The following is a 19,458-nucleotide window of genomic DNA, read 5'->3' on the forward strand; positions in this document are numbered from 1 at the left end:
CCGATCCGGGGCTTTCTTCTTGTCCTAGCCGAACCACCAGCGCTGGTAGCCGCGGGCGCCGTCAAGCTCCCAATTGGAGGCGATGAACTCGCCGTGCATGACATTGTCGCGACGCGCCATGGTGCGGTTGCGGAAGAACGGCACGATGGTTCCGCCGTCGTCCTTGCACAGGAGCTGCATCTCCTTGTACATGTCCGCGCGCTTGTTCTGGTCGAGTTCCGACTTGGCCTGAAGCAGCAGCTCATTGAACCGCTTGTTCTGCCAGTGGCTTTCGTTCCAGGCTGCGTCGTCCTTGTAGGCGAGCGAGAACATCACGTCCGGCGTCGGACGCGCGCCCCACTGAACGAAGACGAAGGGCTTCACCAGCCAGACATTGGACCAGTAGCCGTCATTCGGCTCGCGCACGACATCGATGTTGATGCCGGCCGCCTTGGCGTGCTCGGCATAGAGCACGCACATGTCGACGGCGCCGCTCATCACGCTGTCTGCCGCGGAGAGGCTGACATTGATGTTGCCGAGGCCCGATTTCTCCATGTGGAACTTGGCCTTGTCCGGATCGTAGGTACGCTGTTCCAGATCGGCCCAGTAGGGCAGCGACGGTGCGATCGGATGGTCGTTGCCGATGCTGCCGTAGCCGAAGAGGATCTTCTCGATGATCTCTTCGCGGTTGATGGCGTATTTCAGCGCCAGCCGGACGTCGACATTGTCGAACGGCGCCTGGTCGCAGAACATCGGCAGCGTCACATGCGAGCCGCTGGGCACGTCGTCGATGACGATGCCGGGGGCACGCTTCAGGAGGCCGACCGTCTTGAGATCGACGTCGGTGATGGCGTCGATATCGCCGGTGATCAGCGCCGTCTGACGGGCGTTGGCGTCGTTCAGGACGAGCATGTGGACCGCGTCGAAATAGGCGCCTTCGCGATGCCAGCCGTCATGCTTGACGAGCTCGGTGCGTACGCCCGGTTCATGGTTGACGATCTTGTACGGCCCGGTGCCGTCGCCGCTCTGCCAGTCGACGCCGCCACTACCGTCGGACGGAAGGATCACGAGGTGATAGTCCGAAACGAGGAAAGGCAGATCGGCATTGCCGGAGGAAAGGGTGATGACAACGGTGTCGTCGCCCTCGGCGGTGATGTCCGTGACGTCGGAGAGCAGCGCCTTGGCAGCAGAGGTGGTGTTTTCACCGCGGTGGAAATTGAGCGAGTCGACAACGTCCTGAGCGGTCATTGCCTTGCCGCTGTGGAAGGTGACGCCGGACGCAAGCTTGAAGCGCCACTCCGACGCGTCGGGCGTTGCTTCCCAGCTGGTGGCAATGTCGGGGCCGAGCTCGTTGGTGTTGGTGATCTCAGTCAGATAGCTGCGGCAGGCATGCGACAGCTGGATCATGAACACACTTTCCGTCGTGCCCGGATCCAGGCTGTCGGCGGTGTTGCCGTCATGGACACCCACGCGGAACGTTCCGCCGCGCTTCGGCGTCTGCGCAGCAACCTGCGTCGACCACAACGTCGAGGCTGCGGCAACCGTGGCACCGGTTGCCAACGCGCCCTCCATAAAGCCGCGACGGCTCAGGCGTTTTCTGCGCGCTGCCTCAATAATCTGTGCCAGAAGGGCATCGGTATCTCGATTGCTCATAGTGTCTCCCGTAGAGTTTCATCTTGACTTCGTTGTTTTTATTGCCGCCAGCCTAGCCTACAGACGGGGAAAATCCAGTGATTTCCGAAAATCGACGTTAATCGGCGCGAGAAGCGACACATTTCGGACTGACGAGAAATATATGTCACCGGGCCCCGTCGGCAACGGGGCGACATCGGCATATTGCCTGCGTGAAAAGCGCGCGCGGCCCCTGAAATCGGAGTTTTGCGGAGGGCGTTCGCCGGCTAGGCGCGGGCATTGATGCGGCGAATGACTTCGGCGACGACCAACGCGCCCGCCGGCCAGACAACCCAGAGCGTGCCCGACCAGGTGAAGAGATTGACCAGGGCAGCCGTGGCGACCACGACCGCCAGCCGCGCCACATAGACGCCATAACGACCTCTCGCGAGCAACGGCGCCGCCTCGAAGCCGATCGTCGCCAGCATGACGATACCCGGCCACTGGACCCAGAAATTGCCACCGGTCGCCAGGTTGATCGCCAGGAGACCGATCCAGACGGCGCCAAGCGTCTTGGCATGCCGGATCACGCGTGTGCGCAGTTCACCGGCATCGGCGGCGGGCGGCGTTTCCCGGTGCGGCATTTTCGGCGTTTCCGGCGTGGGCTTGTGCGATGTCCCGCGGCCGTGCCGGCCAAACCAGCCGTGCTGTTCTTCGTCGGCAAACGATACGCAATAAACCGGGACATCCTCGGAAAAATTCTTGGGCCGCCTTTCGCCCAGATACTGAAATCCCACGGACAGCTTCGAATGCACCTGGTCGTAGACCTGTTGCGATACGAGCACGCCGCCGGGTTCCGCCATGGCCTGCAGCCGGGCCGCCAGGTTGACCCCCTCGCCCAGCAGGTCCTCTCCGTCGACCATCACGTCACCGAGGTGAACGCCGATCCGGAAGCGCAGGCTGCCTTCACGGTCGTTCGAGCCGAGTTCACGCTGCACCTCGATGGCGCACTGGACGGCCTCGACGACGGATGGAAACTCGGCGATCAGCCCGTCGCCGGCGGTATTGGCGATACGGCCGTTGTGGCGGGTGATGAATTTGGAGAAGATCTCGCGGGCCGCGCGCAGCGATGCAAGCGTGCCGACCTCATCGGCATCCATGGCGCTGGCGTAGCCGGCCGCATCGGCGGCAAGGATCGTCGTCAGCTTACGTTCAACCCTGGAACCGGTCGCGGTCATGATTTCACCCCCTGCTCAAGCACAGGACCACCGATATGCGCCTACGCGGAAATATAAGAATTCAGCGGGGCGAATGAAAGGCGGCAGGTGATGAAGATGCCGCTCAGGCGCGGGTCTTTTTCGGATCAAGCTCCGGGAAAAACTCGGCATTGATCTCGGCGATCGGGCGGGCCGGGCTGACAAGGAATCCCTGCATCTCGGTATAGCCGGCGGCCTTGACCTGCTCGCGCTGGGTTTCCGTCTCGACACCTTCCGCCGTCGCCATCATGCCGAGATTCTGGCTGAGACTGGCGACCGCCTTGACGATGACATCGGCCTCGTCCTGATTGGACAGGTCGTTGATGAAGGACCGGTCGATCTTGATCTTGTCAAACGGGAAGCTGCGCAGGTAGCTGAGCGACGAATAACCGGTGCCGAAATCGTCCATGGCGATGCGCACGCCCATGTCACGCAGCGCGTGCAGTGTATGCAGCGTCGAATCATTGTGCTGTAGCAACACATGCTCGGTAATCTCGAGTTCCAGGCGCTGCGGGGCGATGCGCGAGCGGGCCAGCGCGCCGAACACGGAATTCACCAGGTTCTCACTGCGGAACTGCGCCGGCGACAGGTTGACCGCGACCTTGGTGTGCGACGGCCAGTGCCGGGCGTCCATGCAGGCCTGGTTCACCACCCATTCACCGAGCGGAATGATCAACCCGATCTCCTCGGCAACGGGAATGAATTCCGCCGGCGAGACATTGCCGCGCACCGGGTGATGCCAGCGCAGGAGCGCCTCGAAACCGGTCACCTCGTCCGATTCCAGATTGATCAGCGGCTGGTAGTGCAAATCGAATTCACCGCTCTTGAAAGCACGCCGCAGATCGAGTTCGAGATTGCGCCGCGCCTGCATGCGCGCATCCATCTCGGCCTCGAAGAAACGGTAGATGCCGCGGCCGTCGTTTTTCGCGCGATAGAGCGCCATGTCGGCATTCTTGATGAGATGGTCGGCATCGCAGCCGTCCGACGGCGCGACGGCAATGCCCACACTGGCACCGATCACCACCTGATGATTGTCGAGATCGAACGGCTCGGCGAGAACCTCGCAGATGCGCTCCGCCGTCGCGGTCGCCGCCTGCGGCTGGTCCGCCGAGACCTGGAGTATGGCAAACTCGTCGCCGCCGAGGCGCGCAATCGTATCGGACTGCCGCACGCAGCCGCGCAGCCGCTCGGCGACGGCCTGCAGCAGCTTGTCGCCCATGGGATGTCCGATCGTGTCGTTGACATTCTTGAACCGGTCGAGATCGAGGCACATGATCGCGAAGCTCTTGTCCCGTCCAAGCGCCGCTATCGAGGTCTCGACACGCTCCCGCAGGAACGTCCGGTTGGGCAGGTTGGTCAGCTCGTCATGATGAGCCATATGCGCAAGCCGTGCCTGGATGCGCTGCAGTTCAGTGGTATCCTCGTGAGTCGAAACCCAGCCGCCATCCGTCATCGGCTGGTGGGCGATGGCGACCGTCCGGTTGTTCGACAGCGTCTGGATCTTCACCATCGGTTCGCCCGAGTCGATGATCTCGATCCATTTTTCTAGATGCTTGTCCGGATCGATGTCGGCATAGTCGCCGCGCTCGATCCTGAAGCGGATGAGATCGTCGAAGGTCGTGCCCGGTTCCGCGAAACGCTCCGGCAGGTCATAGAGCTCGAGGAACTGCTTGTTGCAGACCAGCAGCCGGCGGTCCTTGTCGAACATGCACAGGCCTTGCGACATGTTGTCGAGCGCGGCGTTGAAACGCCGGTTCTGTTCGGTCAGCTCCTCGTCGCGCTTCAGCAGGGCGTCCTCGCTGCTCTTGCGCTCCGTGATGTCTGTATAGGTGGTCACCATGCCGCCGCCGGGGATCGGCGTTCCGTGGATCTCCATAACGGTGCCGTCGGGGCGCACCCGCTCGAACCGGTGCGGCTGGAACTGTTTGGCAAGTTCCACGCGTTCCTCGACCAGCTCGTCGATATTGCCTTCGCCGTATTCTCCGCGTTCGGCATTGAAGCGGATGAAGTCCTGGAACCTGCCGGCAGTCTTTCCGAAATCGGCCGGAAATTCCAGAAGATCGAGGAACCTCTCGTTGAAGGCGACGACTTCGAGATCGCCGTCGAACATGCTGATGCCCTGGTCGATCGTTTCGAGGATCACCTTGAGCTGGTCGGATTTCGCGTCGGCTTCTTCCTTCTGCCGATGCAGTTCGGTCATGTCGACATGGATGCTGATCGTGGAGCCGTCGGCCATGCGCATCTCGGACGAGCGCAATACCCGCCCGCCGGCGAGGCGATGCTCGAACGGCGCTTCCGGATTGCGCCGCCGAGCCATGCGCCGCTCGGTCCACTCGGCGTCCATTGTCTTCGTGGCACAGGGGCTGTGCGAGGTGAACGCATCAAGCAATTCGCGATAGGTCATGCCCAGCGAAAGCCGTTCCTCGCAACCGGGGAAGAACCATTGCTTGTACAGAGAATTGCAGGCCACGACGCGATCATCCGGATCGCACATCAAAAACCCGGCCGGGATGCTCTCGACAATATCCGTTAAACGGCATTCAAGCGGCGAATCCATGAAGATTCTCCTCTTTGCCCAATCTTCAGCTCAAATCATGATCCGGATCTCGTGCACAGCGATCATGCTGCGCAACCGTCGAGGTTCCCCACCCTGTCGGTCGCCGAATGCAAAAACGCGGGAAGCCTAGCAGCGGATTGCTGCGATTTGGTTGAAGCGTTTGGTTAACGAAGCGTTGCCGTGCCCGCGTTCGCCGAATCGATAATTTTACGCATTGCGTTAAAAAATCGGCATAGTCGGTATAAAACCGTTGTTGTGGAGTTGGTCAATGTTGTACAGTTTAATTGTAAACAGGCTCTGGGAAATTGCCTTCGGGGGCGGCGGCCTCTGATCGAGGAAGCGAAATTTCAGCAGCGCCTACTTTATATATATTACGAGAACATTATTCTCAGGCGCGATGGAAGGTCCTTCTTCGGAAGGGCCTTCTGTGCTTTGCAGGCCAGGCGCTGGCGCCCGGTGCGCCGCAGTCACGGCACGATAATGGTCGATCCGGTGGTCTCGCCGGCCTCGAAAGCCCGGTGCACGTCGACGATCTCGGCGAGCGGGCGGCGCTGGCTTATCGAGACATTGAGCGCACCCGCAGCGACCAGCTCGAACACTTTCGACGCCGAATGAACCAGATCCTCGCGCGCCGACACGTAGTTGGCGAGGGTGGGCCGGCAGAAATAGAGCGATCCCTTGTGCTGCAGCAGGCTCGGCGGCACCGGCGGCGCCTCGCCCGTTGTCGAGCCAAAGGACATGAAGTAGCCGCGCGGGGCAAGCGAATCGATCGACGCCTCGAAGGTCGCCTTGCCGACCGAGTCGAAAACCACGCTGACACCCTTGCCGTCGGTCAGTTCGCGCACCCGCTCGGCAATGTCCTCGCTCCTGCGGTCGATCGCATCGGCGTAGCCGTTGTCGAGCGCCCGGCGGACGTTGTCCGGTCCCGAGGTGACGCCGATCATGCGCGCACCGATGTGCCTTCCCCACTGGCCTGCCAGGTGGCCGACTCCGCCGGACGCGGCATAAAAGAGCACATCCTCGCCGGCCTTCACCGGATAGGCCCGGCACATCAGATATTCGACCGTCATGCCTTTCATCAGCACGGCCGCGGCGGTGGCGTCGTCGATGCCGTCGGGGATCCTGATCAGCCTTGCCGCCGGAACATTGCGATGCCTGGCATAGGCGCCGAGCACGGGGCCGTAGACCACCCGGTCGCCGGGCGCGACATCGGAAACGCCGTCGCCGACATGCAGCACGACGCCCGCCGCCTCCAGTCCGAGCCCCGAGGGCAGCGCAAGCGGGTAGTGTCCGGAGCGCTGATAGACATCCATGTAGTTGAGCCCGATGGCCGTCTGTTCGACCTGCACCTCGCCGGGGCCCGGCGATCCGACTTCGGTCTCGACGATCTGCATGACCTCTGCCGGCCCCTGTTCGTTGATGATCACTGCTGTGGTCTTCATCTTGTTCTCCGCAGAATTGTTGGTTGCCGCTTATGTCGTCGCATCGCCGCCGTCGACGAGGATCAGCTCGACCTCGCCGGCGCCGGCGCGGCGATGCGCGGAAGCGGACCGGTAGGCGTCGGAACGCCAGCAGGCCTCGGCATCGTCCAGCGAAGGAAACTCGATGACGACAAAACGGTGGAATTTCTCCGGCCCCTCGAGAATGCGGAAATCGCCGCCCCGCGCCAGGACCCGGCCGCCGAAAGCCGCAATGATCGCCGGGACCTCATCGGTGTAGCGCTTGTAGGCGACCGGATCGTTGATCTTCGAACGGGCGACCCAATAGGCAGGCATGTTCGGCTCCTCCTTGCTGCGCTCGTTTAAAAGAGCTTGTTGGGCAGGTAATTGGCGATGCCGGGGACGGCGACGATCGAGACCATGCCGATCAGCATGATGATCCAGTAGGGGATCGAATAGCGGAAGATCTCGCGCACCCCGACATCCGGGTCGGCGATCGCCGCCTTGACCGTGTAGACGAGCAGACCGAAGGGCGGTGTCAGAAGCCCCGCCTCGATGGCCAATATGCCGACCACCGCGAATGAAATGCGGTCAAATCCCAGCGCCGCCGCCAGCGGCTCGAAGATCGGAACGGTCAACAGCATGATCGAAATGGAATCGATCACCATGCCAAGCAGGAACCACACGACCACCATCAGCGCCAGGATGACGTAGGGCGAAAGGCCCGAATCGAGAAAGAAGTTCTGGATCGCCGAGGTGACGCCCGTCATGGCCAGCGTCCGCGAGTAGAGCGCCGCCATCAAAAGGAGGATGAGGATCGGCGCCGCCGTCTTGCCGACCGAGAAGATCGCCGCCAGAAGTTCGCGGCCGCGCATGCCCTTGACGATGGCGAAAAGCAGCGCGACCGCTGCGCCGGCGCCGGCACCTTCGGTCGGCGTGAATATGCCGAACCAGATACCGCCAAGCACGCCGACGATGATGAACCCTATGCCTGCAAAACTGCCGAGCACCTTGAGACCGTCCGCCTCCGGCGGCTGCGGCTGTGCAGCTGCCCCGTCCTCCGCCGTTTCCTTGCGGCGATGCTCGCCCGTCGCCTGGGGCCACAGGATCGCGGTGGTGACCACATAGATCAGGAACAGCACGGCAAGCAGGAAGCCGGGCAGGATGCCGGCCAGGAACAGCCTGCCTATGGACTGCTCGGTCAATATACCCCAGACGATCATCAGGACGCTCGGCGGAATCAGCATGCCGAGGCAGCTCGAGCCGGCGATGGAGCCGAGGGCAAAGCCCTTGTGATAGCCGAGCGCCCGCATCTCCGGATAAGCGATGCGGGAGAAGGCCGCGGCTGACGCGATGGAAACGCCGGTGACGAAGGAAAAGATGGTGTTGCCGATAACGGTGGCGACCGTCAGACGCCCGGGCAGCCGCCGCACGCCGCGATTGATGGCAGCGTAAATGTCGGTGATCGCGCCAGACCGGGCGATGAATTCACCCATCAGCATGAACAGCGGTATGACGGCGAATGTGAAGTCGCGCAGCGCCTCCGCGGCGGTGCTCGCAAGCATCCTTTCGACAATCTGGAACTTGCCGGTGACCAGATAAATGCCGACGACGCTGGTTATCCCCAGCGCGACCGCGACGTGAACGCCCAGCAGCACCAGCCCGAGCAGCATGACAATGATCACGACAACCGTGTTGACGTCGAACATGGCGCGCTAAAGCTCCGATGCGTTGGTGGCGGGACGGGTTGCGTTCAAAGGGTCAGTTCCTCCACATCCAGATCGAACAGTTCGATCGCTGCCAGAAGCAGATAGTTGATGACGGCCAGCGCGCTGCCGATCAGTATCGTGAAGCGGGCCGGCCAGACCGGGACCCGCAATGCGCCCTCGCCGTCGAATTCGCCATTGGCGAAGGAGCGCAGCGCAAGCTCGATGCCGCCGTGAAACAGGATGGCGAAGAACACCGCGCCCAGGAGATAGCCGAACGCCGCCAGCGCCCGCTGCGCCCGCGGCCCGAACGCGTGGATGAGAAAATCGGCACTGAGCATGGAACGGCTGCGGATGGCGAAACCGAGCTGCAGGAACACGATCATGACGACGGAATTCGCGACGATTTCCTTGGTGCCCTGCAGGGGCAGGTTCATGGCGCGGAACACGATGTCGGCAAGGGCGATGAAGCAAAGGACAAAGGCCCAGGACGCCGCCAGGATCATCAGCAGCTTGGTGATGCGGTCATTGAGACGAATGAGGGCCATGGAGCGTTCCGGGTGCGGATGGCGCGCGGGGCCGATGCGGCCCCGCACGATTGTCTGACTACTTGATGTCGTAGCGGACCGGCCAGGTATAGCCGTTGTTCTCGGCCGCCTCGATGGTCAGCTTCAGAACCTCGGAGGCCGGCAGTCCCTGTGCGTCGAGCTCGCTCGCCATTTTCTGCGGCCAGGTCGCCAGCGAATTGGCCCAGTCCGCCCGCACGGCCGGATCGATTTCCGTCACCGTGATGAGATCGCGCAGGGTCGCGACATCCTTGGCGTAGCGTTCCTTGTTGACGATCCCCGTCTGCTCCTCATAGTCGGCGGCCACCTCGAGCAGGATCTCCTGAACCTCCGGCGGCAGGCCGTTATAGGTGTCGGTGTTGATGGTCAGGCCGTGCCAGGTGATCGAACCGAAGCCGATCAGCGTGTAGTAGGGGCCGGGCTCGTAGAGCTTGAGGTTGACCCAGGCGCTCGGAAACATGATCCAGCCTTCATAGACATTGGTCTTCATTTCCGTATAGGCGGTGGCCAGCGAACTCTGGACCGGCGTCACGCCGCCATATTCGAGCCAGTTGAGATTGAGGCCGGCGCCGGCGATCTTCTCGCCCTTCAGGTCGGCCAGTTTTTCCCACGGGAAGCTGGTGCCCAGGTTGTAGCCGCCATCGGCAATGCGCGAGATCAGTTTCTGGTTGAACTTGTCCTCGAACACGCTCTGCAGGTAGGGCACCTTGGCGTAGACATCCTGCGCGGTCTTCAGGCTGGTCGTCGGGTCCATCGTACCGAAGGGCAGCATGACCTGGAAGGCATGCAGCGGCAGGTTGGACGGCTCGAAGCAGAAACAGAAGCCGCCGATGTCGATGATGCCGTCCTGAACGCCTTCCAGAACCTCGGTCACCTTGACGATCGAGCCGGAATACCCCTCGACGAAGGTGATCGTGTGGTCGGTCCGCTCCTCGACGCGCTTCTTCAGCTCCGGCTGGAAGTAGCTCTGCATGAGGCCGGCATAGACAACGCCCGGCGGGTGGCCTGAGCCGATGCGCAGATTGATGTTTTCGGCCAGGGCGCTGCCTGCGCCGAGACCGATCGCCGCCGTCAGGGCGGCTGCAAATGCAGTCGATTTCATGGTCTTCCTCCCTCTATTCCAAAATGGGCCGGCAAAATCCGTCCGGTCCCGGGTCTTGGAAACTGGTTGCCGCCTGCGGCGGTTGTCGCATTCTCCTTCCGTCGGTTCGCTTTTGCCCGGCACGCCGGGCCTCAAGCCGGCTCCTTCAGCCGCACTTCTTCGGGAATGGGCAGCGGCGCGTTGGCGCTGTCCTTGAATTCGACAGTGGTGAACAAAAGGTCCGTGTCGCCGATATTGGCGACCGAGTGGGTGAAATCCTCGCCCTTCCCGAACTTGAAATGCAGGGTTTCGCCGGGATAATGCACAACATCCTGAATGCGGCCGTCATCATACCAGCCGCGCGCTTTGCCGTGCGAATGGGCCGACCAGAAATAGTCCAGAACATGACGGTGGAAAGGGCAGCGCTTGCCCGGCGGCAGATGCAGATGCCAGACCCGGACCTTGTCGGTCTCGGAGACAAGAACCGAGCCGACGGCGCCGTTGTTGCCGTGTTTTTCGAACTCGTCCTGCAGTTCCTGCGGCCAGTGCGCCCGCGGGTTGTCGCCCGTGCTCGGCTGCTCAACGATCTTGGTTTGAGCCATCTTCTTCTCCTTCGCTCGACCCCGTTACGCGGCGGCGCGGCCGCGACCCAGGATGCCACTCGCCGGCTCCAGCGCCTCGAGATCACGTTTCAACTGTTGTTTCTGCTCCGGCGTCAGCGCGACCTGCGGCGGAAACACCGGCAGCCAGGAATCGTCGCCCGTGCGCCAGGCCTCGATCTGTTTCAGCGCGGCGCTAAGCGGATACTGCGATATCGCGACGCGGACCGCCGTCAGCGTTTCCTGCAGCGCCGCCGCCTCGCCGCCACCGGCCGACAGGGTTGCGCGGGCAAGGGCCGCCGACGCATTTGTCGTCGCCGAAATCACGCCGGCACAGCCCTTGCCCAGCCCCTCCAGGAGCACACCCTCATTGGACGGAAACACATCGATATCGTCGGCTGCCCGGACAAATCCGAGGGTGCCCTCGAAATCGCCCGAACTGTCCTTCAACCCGGCGATCAGCGGTCCGAATTCGCGCTTCAGCCGCTGGATCAGGCCGATGCTGATGGGCGTCATCGACATCTGCGGGAAGTGATAAAGATAGACCCTGAGCCGGTCGGTGCCGACGCCCTCGATCAGCCGCGCGTAATAGGCAAAAAGACCCTCGTCGGACACATTCTTGAAATAGAAGGGCGGCAGGACCAGGACGTTGAAAAATCCGGCGTCGACCGCGGCCTTGGTCGCGGCGATCGCGTCGCCGGCGGCGCAGGAACCGGTGCCGAAGATGACCTCGGAGGACTTGAAGCCGGCGTCGGAGAACAGGCCGGGTAATTCCATGCGGAACGAAAGCGGCAGCGAGTTGCCCTCGCCCGTCGTGCCGAGCGGCGCCACGCCGTCAAGGCCCTGTTCGAGGTTCCAGCGGCAATAGTCCGCGAGTTTTCTGCCATCGGGCTCGCCGCCGGGTCCGACCGGTGTGAGAGAAGCAGCGTAAACACCCCTGTTGGCCTTGCTCATGGTGCTACTCCGCCACCTGCAGTTTCTCGCCCACGCCGCGCGCCTTGACCACCACCTTGATTGCGTCCTCGACCCGTTCGCGCGCATAGCGCAACGCCTCGGGCAGATCGTCGAGCGCGAAGGTGTGGGTATGGATCAGCGAGGCGTCGAAACGCCGCCCGGCCATGAAGGCCATGGCGCGATGGGTGGCGCTGCGCCCCTCGCCGCGAATGCCGTAAAGATAGATGTTGTTCTTGACCACGTGCGGCAGGTCGACCTTCGCCGGATCGTGCGGAAAGGCGGCAAGGCAGATCTTGCCGCCGCGATTGGTCATGTGGATCGCATCGTTGATAGCGACCTCGGTGCCGGCGCATTCGACAACGTAGTCTGCGCCGCGCGTGCCGACGATCTCCTTGACCGCCTCGACGCCATCCGTCTCGCGCACGTTGATCACGTGGTCCGCGCCGAGCTTCCGGCCGATGTCCAGCCGCGCATCGCGGGTGCCGGTCAGGATGACCGGCGACGCGCCGAGCGCCTTGGCGACAGCGACGGCGAGCAGGCCGATGGGACCCGGGCCGGTGACGACGACGCTCTCGCCGGCGACGAGACCGCCGAGTTCCGTCAGGCCGTACATGGACGTGCCCGCGGTGACGACCAGCGTGGCCTCCTCGTCGGACATGCCGTCCGGCACCTTGATGACCGTGTTGATGTTGTTGACCGCGTATTCGGCAAAGCCACCGTCGGTGGTGAAGCCGTTGGCGCGGTGACCCTTGTCGAGGTCACCGTAGTTGAGGCCGTAATTGTGACACGAGGTATACATGCCCTGGCGGCAGCGCTTGCACTGGCCGCAGCCGGCGTGGATCTCCACCGTCACGCGGTCGCCGATCTCGAACTCGTCGACCCCCGGACCGAGGGCGGCGACGGTGCCCATATACTCGTGGCCCGGCGTGAAGTTCTTGTTGAAGGGCGGGCCGCCGCCGATCAGTGCCGGTGTGCCGTAGTGGATGATCTCCAGATCCGTCGCGCAGATCGCGACGGCGTCGATGCGAACCAGGATCTCGGCCCTGCCGGGCACCGGGACCGGCTTTTCCGTCAGCCGCAATTCGTCCGGGTCGCCGAGGACCCAGGCTTTCATGGTCTCGGGTATCGGCATGTCAGACGACATCTTCACGGAGCTTTCGCTGGCCATTCACGCATCCAGTCTGGAGAAGGGACCGTGGCTGTACGATCCCCGAAAATCGATTTCTCAGATCATGATACACAGCGCCTATCATGAGTCAAATATTATCGATAATCGGTCAAAGATTATCGAAAAAATCGTGAATTTCGCCACGAAAACAGGGCTTGTCTCTTGGCATTTGGCGGCAATCGTCTATATCGTGAAGCCATAAACCGCGCCCGAAACAGGTCCCGCAACAAGGGAATCCGTTAACTTCAGAACCATGTCGACTGCACCGCCGCTTTCCCGAATATCCCTGTCACAGCAGATCCGAGACCGCCTCCTTAGCCGGATCATGACCGGCGCCCTGAAACCCGGAGACCGGCTGGTCGAACTGAAGATCGCCGGCGAGATGGCCACCAGCCAGGCGCCGGTGCGCGAAGCCCTGCGCGAGCTGGAGGCGATGGGGGTGGTCGAGACACTGCGCAACAAGGGCGCGCGGGTGCGGGTCATTTCGGACGAGGAACTGCGCCAGATCTACGATGTACGCGCGCAACTCGAGGGCTATGCCAGCGAGCTGGCCGCCCGGAACGGCGCTGCGCTCAAGGCCGGGCTGGAAGCTTGTGTCGCCAAAATGAGGAAGGCGGCGCGCAAGGGCGATTCAATGGCATTCGCGGATCACAACATGGCGTTCCACCGCGCCATCGTCGAAGGCTCGGGAAACCGGGTGCTGCTTGACATGTGGGAAACGCTCAACGTCAAGATGCGCACCATGGTCAACGTGGCGCGCAGCAGCCGCAACCTCATCGACCTCGCCGAATCCCACCTGCCGATCGTGGAGGCCATAGCCGCGGGCGACGGCGCGCTTGCCCATGAAACGGCGAAACAGCATGTCCTCGACAACAAGCCGGACGGTGGTTCCGTATCCTAGAGATTGGCCTGGAAGGGCGCGGTCAGCCTTTGCAGCGATCTTCACAAGTGTTGCCAAGACATGCTTTATGACTCACCGATAACTCTGTGAGGGCGACGCATGGAAGTTGTTGAACTGATATTTCCGGTTTTTGCGGTGATCGTCACCGGATACCTGTTTTCCCGGCTGAAATTGCTTCCGGACTCGGTCGGGGATTCGCTGATCCAGTTCCTTTTTTATGTGGCCATCCCGGCACTTCTTTTCGTTGTCATAGCGCAAGAGGAAACATGGGCGCTTTTGAACTGGCCCTTCATCATCGGCTTTGGTGGCGCCTTGGTGATTGTGTTCTTCCTTATGCTGGCTTTCGGAATATATGTTCTCAAGTCACGTCCAGTTGCGGCAACAATGCTGGCCATGATTTCCGTTGCTTGCAACACGGGCATCATCGGCCTGCCACTGCTGCACTCCCTGTTCGGCAACAAGGTGATCGTACTGGCCGCTCTGGCCAACATCGTTGTCATCGCGTTGTTCCTCATCCAGATCTTTTTCCTTGAATTAGACAGATCGGATACGACTGATGGTTCGGGCTCAAAGCTCGAACACATGAAAAAGGCTGTGCTGAATCCGCTGGTGTTATCGACCATCGTCGGTCTTGCCTATGCAATAAGCCCGCTCACTCTGCCGAAAATCGTGGTCAACTACATGGATATACTGAGTGCCGCGGTGGCGCCGTGTGCCCTTTTTGCTGTCGGCATGTCAATCAAACCAGCCTCGATTGTCGAAAGCGGGAAGATCGTTCTCGTGGCTGCTTCGACCAAGCTGATAATCCTGCCAGCTCTCGCTCTTTTGATTGTTCTGGTGATAGGTGCTGACCCGCTTGTCGCCGTTGCAGTCGTGGTATCCGCCGCACTGCCGACATCCAAGAGCGAGTACATATTTGCGAAACAATACCATCTGTCGGAGGAGCTAACTGGCGAGACGATATCGCTGACGACCGCGATTTCGGTCATTACGCTCGTTTTGTGGCTGATTGCGCTGTCACGCATTTATCCAGGTTCTTTTTCAATCTGATTGCGGCCGGGCCCGTGTGGCGTAAGGCGGGTCTTCCAGGGCAATTCTGACAGGGACCCACCCGTGCATTCTTACCTGCAACCGTCGCAAGTTTGGCCTGGATCATCTGGCCGGTCCGCTCTCCTCGTCGGCACGCTCCGCGGCCATGTCGTCGAGCACACGCTTGATTGCGGCGGTATCCTCCTGGGCGCGGTCCGGCGTCAGCGTTCCGGCATAGAGCCGGTCGCACTTTGAAAACAGCGGCGTCGGGCAGCCGAGACTGGCCGCGAAGCCAGCGATCAGGTCGAGATCCTTGCGCCAGACGTCGTTCTTCATCGTCGGCGGCGTATAGCGGCCGGACACCATCATCGGGCCGCGCAGCTCGAACATGCGCGACGATCCGGCACCGGCGCCGATCACGGCGTAGGTCTCCTCAAGGTCGAGCCCGGCCATCTGCGCCAGCAGCAGCGCCTCGGCGGCGGCCGTGTTGTGGATGGCGACCAGCAGGTTGGCGACGAATTTCATCTTCATGCCGTTTCCGAAGGCGCCGAGATAGCGGGTCTGGCGGGCGATCGCGTCGAAGACGGGTCTGCAGCGCTCCACCGCTTGCTCGTCGCCGCTGGCAAGGACGACAAGGTCGCCCTTCGCCGCCTGCGCGCCGGTACCGCTCACCGGACAGTCGAGCAGCACAACGGCTTTTTCCTGCAGCGCGTCGCGCGCGGCGGTCTTGTCCTCGATCGGCAGGGTGCTCAACTCGACCAGGATGCGGCCCGCCGCACCGCTGGCGCAGATCTCGGCGGTCACGGCCGCAAGGGCCGCGCTGCCCGGGAGGGACAGCAGCACCACCGGGGCGCTTTCGGCGACCTCGCCGGCGGAACCGGCGGCAAGGCCGCCGGCTTCGCGGTGCCCTGCCATGGCGGCTTTATCAGGATCATAGCCGGCTACAGAATACCCTGCTTTCAAGAGATTGCCGGCCATGGCCGAGCCCATGATGCCCAGTCCGATCATGCCCACGTCGGAATTCATCGTTTCTTCTCCCAACCCCGATTGCGCCACAAGGCTTGGGTTTTCCTCGGCAAAGGTCAATACTTTTATCGATAATCGTTAGAGGTTAACCGTTGCAACGCCGCGCGGTCTGTCCAAGAAGCCGCAAATCGGTTATCCGATGTGCCTCCTCGAAACACACACCGGACATCGGCGGACGGACCATGCGCACACGCCCTGCCTCAAGGCTGATCGTTCTCGACCCGCGTGGACGGGTGCTGCTCTTCCGCTTCGTGTTCGAGCGCGGACCGCTCGCCGGCCGGGATTACTGGGCAACGCCCGGCGGCGGCCTTGAAGCGGGCGAAACCTTCAGGCGTGCGGCCCTGCGGGAGCTGAGAGAGGAAACGGGGATCGAAGCCGGCGATGTCGGACCGGAAATCGCGCGGCGACAATTCGAACTGCAGCTTCCGGACGGTGAAATCGTCAGAGCGGACGAACGCTTTTTCCGCATCGCGGTGCAACAGCCCACTGTGTCACGCAGCGGCTGGACCGTGTTGGAAACGCAGGTGATGAAAGAGCACCGCTGGTGGACACGCGGCGAAATCCTGAAAACCACCGACACCGTCTATCCCGAGGACCTGGTCGCGCTGCTGGGCGGCGGCTGAACAGCGCGTCAGTGCGCCTCGTCCCAGTTGTCGGCGGCGCGGGCATCGACCTTCAGCGGCACCTTCATCGCGACGGCCGGCATCGCGGCATTTTCCATCACGTCGGTCACGACACGAATAGTCTTGTCGACCTCGTCCCGCGGCACCTCGAAGATCAGTTCGTCATGCACCTGCAGGAGCATGCGCGCGGCAAGCCCCGCCTCTTCCAGCGCCGGGTCCATCCGGATCATGGCGCGGCGGATGATGTCGGCGGCCGAGCCCTGGATCGGCGCATTGATGGCAGCGCGCTCGTTGAAAGCGCGCATGTGCGGATTGCCGGAGGCGATGTCCGGGTAGTGCGCCCGGCGGCCGAAGATCGTCTCGACATAACCCTTGTCGCGCGCCGCGGCCTTGGTGTTGTCCATATAGTCCTTGATGCCCGGAAAGCGCTCGAAATAGGTCTTGATATAGTCACTCGCCTCGGAGCGCTCGATGCCCAGCTGGTTGGCGAGACCGAAGGCGGAAATGCCGTAGATGATGCCGAAATTGATCGCCTTGGCGCGGCGGCGAACCTCGGACGGCATGTCCTTGACCGGCACGCCGAACATCTCGGAGGCGGTCATAGCGTGGATGTCCATGCCGTCGGCGAAGGCCTGCTTGAGCGCGTCGATGTCGGCGACATGGGCAAGCACCCGCAATTCGATCTGCGAATAGTCGGCCGAGACCAGCTTGTTGCCAGGCTCGCACACGAAGGCGGTACGGATCTTGCGGCCCTCGGTCGTGCGTATGGGAATATTTTGCAGGTTCGGGTCGGAGGACGAGAGCCGGCCGGTCGTCGTCGCCGCCAGCGCGTAGGAGGTGTGGACGCGTTTCGTTTCCGGATTGATGTAATCGGGCAGGGCGTCCGTGTAGGTGGATTTCAGCTTGGTAAGCTGGCGCCAATCGACGATCTTGCGCGGTAGTTCGTGGCCTTCGGCCGCAAGGTCCTCGAGCACCTGCGCCGAGGTCGACCACTGGCCGGTCTTCGTCTTGGAGCCGCCCGGCAGGCCCATGTTTCCGAACAGGATCTCGCCGAGCTGCTTGGGCGAGCCGATGTTGAACTTGGCACCGGCGAGCTCGTAAATCTCGTCCTCGAGCGCGGCGGCGCCCTGCGCGAAATCGCCGGACAGCCGCGACAGGATCTGCCGGTCGACGCTGATGCCGCGCAATTCCATTTTTGCCAGCACAGGCACCATCGGCCGCTCGAGCCGCTCATAGACGGAGGCAAGCCCCTCGGCGGCGAGGCGCGGTTTGAGGACCTGCCAGAGCCTCAGTGTGATATCGGCGTCCTCGGCGGCATAGGCGGTCGCCTTGTCGATCTCGACGAAATCGAAGGTCACGGCCGATTTGCCGCTGCCTGCCACCTCCTTGTAGGCGATCGGCTTGTGGCCGAGCCAGCGGTCGGACAGCGCATCCATGCCCTGGCCGCCGCGGCCTGCATCGAGCGCGTAGGAAACCAGCATCGTGTCGTCGAAGCCGCGCACCTCGATGCCGTAGCGCTTCATGAGCAGCCAGTCATATTTGAGGTTCTGTGCGATCTTCAGGACCGCCGGATCCTCGAGCAGCGCCTTGAGCTGTGCCAGGGCGTCGTCGATGGGGATCTGGTCGTCTGCCAGTCCGCCGCCGAGCAGATCGTCCTGGCCCTTCCTGTGGCTGAGCGGCACATAGCAGGCCTTGACCGGGCCGGCGGCGTTCGAGGCACCGTCCTGCGGCTGATAGGCGAGTGAGAAACCGACGAGTTCGGCCTGCATGGCGTCGAGCGACGTGGATTCCGTATCGAACGCGACAACGCCGGTCTCGCGCGCCACGGCGATGAAGCCGGAGAGTGTCTGCGCGTCGCGGATGCAGGCATAGCTTTCATGGTCGATCTTCGCGTCGGCCGCCGCGCTGGCGCGCGCGGCGGCAAGATCCGCCGGCTTCCAGCCGCCGCCCGACGCTGCGCGCGGCACCGCCTTCGGTTCGGGCGCGTCACCGGCGTCGAGGTCGGGTCCGCGCGCCTCGGGGCCCCATTCCACCGGCACGTCCGCCGCCTCGATCGCCGCGGCGTCGGTCTCGGTCGCCTCGGCGACGCGGCGCGTCAGCGCGTTGAAGCCCATGGCCTTCAAAAACGCGATCAGCTTCGGGCCGTCCTGCGGCTCGAGCCTGAAGTCGGCGGGCGTGTCGTCCACCGGCGCATCCTTGCGCAAGGTCACCAGCTCGCGCGAAAGACGCGCCTGGTCGGCGAACTCGATGATGTTCTCGCGCCGCTTGTTCTGCTTGATCTCGCCGGCCCGCTCGAGCAGCGTGTCGAGATCGCCGAAGGTTTCAAGAAGCTGCGCCGCCGTCTTCGGCCCGATGCCGGGAATTCCCGGAATATTGTCGGTCGAATCGCCCGTCAGGGACTGCAGGTCGATCATCTTTTCCGGCGAAACGCCCCATTTCTCGACCACTTCCGGGGCCTCGATGCGGCGGTCCTTCATGGTGTCGTACATGACGATCCGGTCGGTCACCAGCTGCATGAGGTCCTTGTCGGAGGAGATGATGGTTGTGTCGGCGCCGGCCTCCTCGGCGAGCCGCGCATAGGTGGCGATCAGGTCGTCGGCCTCGAATCCCTCCATCTCGATGCAGGGCAGGTTGAAGGCGCGCGTCGCCGCGCGGATCAGCCCGAACTGCGGAATGAGATCCTCCGGCGGCGCCGAGCGATTGGCCTTGTATTCCGGATACATCTCCTTGCGGAAGGTCTGGGAGGAATGGTCGAAAATGACCGCCAGATGGGTGGGCGTCACGCCGACCGACGTGTCGCGCGCCTCCGACAGGAGCTTCCACAGCATGTTGCAGAAACCGGAGACGGCGCCAACCGGAAGGCCGTCGGTCTTGCGGGTCAGCGGCGGCAATGCGTGGTAGGCGCGGAATATGTATCCCGAGCCGTCAACGAGAAAGAGATGATCGTCCTTGTTCATGGCGAA

Annotated in this window: 16 protein-coding genes; 3 read left to right on the forward strand and 13 right to left on the reverse strand. The window is 62.6% G+C overall.

What is annotated here, in order from left to right; translation table 11 throughout:
- Positions 1 to 24 precede the first annotated feature (24 nt).
- The 11 genes from E4M07_RS08575 to E4M07_RS08625 all read right to left on the reverse strand — a co-directional run bounded on the left by E4M07_RS08575 (position 25) and on the right by E4M07_RS08625 (position 12,916).
- Positions 25 to 1,632 (reverse strand): ABC transporter substrate-binding protein, encoded by a 1,608-nt coding sequence (locus tag E4M07_RS08575; protein ID WP_136657891.1) that lies wholly within the window; start codon positions 1,630 to 1,632, stop codon positions 25 to 27.
- Positions 1,633 to 1,877: 245 nt separating this feature from the next.
- Positions 1,878 to 2,828, reverse strand: a complete 951-nt coding sequence (locus E4M07_RS08580) for an adenylate/guanylate cyclase domain-containing protein (RefSeq protein WP_136657892.1) — start codon at positions 2,826 to 2,828, stop codon at positions 1,878 to 1,880.
- A gap of 103 nt (positions 2,829 to 2,931) precedes the next feature.
- On the reverse strand, positions 2,932 to 5,403 hold the full coding sequence (locus E4M07_RS08585; RefSeq protein ID WP_136657893.1) for a PAS-domain containing protein: 2,472 nt from the start codon (positions 5,401 to 5,403) through the stop codon (positions 2,932 to 2,934).
- Positions 5,404 to 5,870: 467 nt separating this feature from the next.
- On the reverse strand, positions 5,871 to 6,845 hold the full coding sequence (locus E4M07_RS08590; protein WP_136657894.1) for a quinone oxidoreductase: 975 nt from the start codon (positions 6,843 to 6,845) through the stop codon (positions 5,871 to 5,873).
- A gap of 30 nt (positions 6,846 to 6,875) precedes the next feature.
- On the reverse strand, positions 6,876 to 7,178 hold the full coding sequence (locus E4M07_RS08595) for a DUF1330 domain-containing protein (RefSeq protein WP_136657895.1): 303 nt from the start codon (positions 7,176 to 7,178) through the stop codon (positions 6,876 to 6,878).
- Between the two features lie 26 nt (positions 7,179 to 7,204).
- Positions 7,205 to 8,551: a TRAP transporter large permease gene (locus E4M07_RS08600; protein WP_136657896.1), complete on the reverse strand. Its 1,347-nt coding sequence runs from the start codon at positions 8,549 to 8,551 to the stop codon at positions 7,205 to 7,207.
- A 44-nt stretch (positions 8,552 to 8,595) separates the two neighbouring features.
- A complete protein-coding gene (locus tag E4M07_RS08605) occupies positions 8,596 to 9,096 on the reverse strand; it encodes a TRAP transporter small permease (RefSeq protein WP_136657897.1) in 501 nt (166 codons plus the stop codon).
- 58 nt (positions 9,097 to 9,154) lie between these two features.
- Positions 9,155 to 10,216 (reverse strand): C4-dicarboxylate TRAP transporter substrate-binding protein, encoded by a 1,062-nt coding sequence (locus E4M07_RS08610; RefSeq protein ID WP_136657898.1) that lies wholly within the window; start codon positions 10,214 to 10,216, stop codon positions 9,155 to 9,157.
- 131 nt (positions 10,217 to 10,347) lie between these two features.
- A complete protein-coding gene (locus tag E4M07_RS08615) occupies positions 10,348 to 10,797 on the reverse strand; it encodes a hypothetical protein (RefSeq protein ID WP_136657899.1) in 450 nt (149 codons plus the stop codon).
- 24 nt (positions 10,798 to 10,821) lie between these two features.
- Positions 10,822 to 11,748, reverse strand: coding sequence for a dihydrodipicolinate synthase family protein (locus tag E4M07_RS08620; RefSeq protein WP_169054139.1), 927 nt, complete (start codon positions 11,746 to 11,748; stop codon positions 10,822 to 10,824).
- A 4-nt stretch (positions 11,749 to 11,752) separates the two neighbouring features.
- Entirely contained in the window at positions 11,753 to 12,916 is a 1,164-nt protein-coding gene (locus E4M07_RS08625; RefSeq protein WP_136657901.1) for a zinc-binding dehydrogenase, read from the reverse strand.
- Between the two features lie 253 nt (positions 12,917 to 13,169).
- Between E4M07_RS08625 and E4M07_RS08630 the strand changes: the two genes are divergently transcribed.
- On the forward strand, positions 13,170 to 13,817 hold the full coding sequence (locus tag E4M07_RS08630) for a GntR family transcriptional regulator (protein WP_136657902.1): 648 nt from the start codon (positions 13,170 to 13,172) through the stop codon (positions 13,815 to 13,817).
- 99 nt (positions 13,818 to 13,916) lie between these two features.
- The gene (locus E4M07_RS08635) at positions 13,917 to 14,867 is read left to right on the forward strand and encodes an AEC family transporter (protein WP_136657903.1); all 951 of its coding nucleotides are present in this window, start codon (positions 13,917 to 13,919) and stop codon (positions 14,865 to 14,867) included.
- 102 nt (positions 14,868 to 14,969) lie between these two features.
- On the opposite strand, the gene E4M07_RS08640 is transcribed toward E4M07_RS08635, so the two are convergent.
- Entirely contained in the window at positions 14,970 to 15,902 is a 933-nt protein-coding gene (locus E4M07_RS08640) for an NAD(P)-dependent oxidoreductase (RefSeq protein WP_281404979.1), read from the reverse strand.
- 152 nt (positions 15,903 to 16,054) lie between these two features.
- Between E4M07_RS08640 and E4M07_RS08645 the strand changes: the two genes are divergently transcribed.
- The gene (locus tag E4M07_RS08645; protein ID WP_136657905.1) at positions 16,055 to 16,495 is read left to right on the forward strand and encodes an NUDIX domain-containing protein; all 441 of its coding nucleotides are present in this window, start codon (positions 16,055 to 16,057) and stop codon (positions 16,493 to 16,495) included.
- Between the two features lie 8 nt (positions 16,496 to 16,503).
- On the opposite strand, the gene polA is transcribed toward E4M07_RS08645, so the two are convergent.
- Positions 16,504 to 19,452 (reverse strand): DNA polymerase I, encoded by a 2,949-nt coding sequence (gene polA, locus E4M07_RS08650; protein ID WP_136657906.1) that lies wholly within the window; start codon positions 19,450 to 19,452, stop codon positions 16,504 to 16,506.
- Positions 19,453 to 19,458 lie beyond the last annotated feature (6 nt).

The sequence above is a fragment of the Nitratireductor sp. XY-223 genome, from assembly GCF_004959855.1.
Taxonomy (GTDB): Bacteria; Pseudomonadota; Alphaproteobacteria; order Rhizobiales; family Rhizobiaceae; genus Hoeflea_A.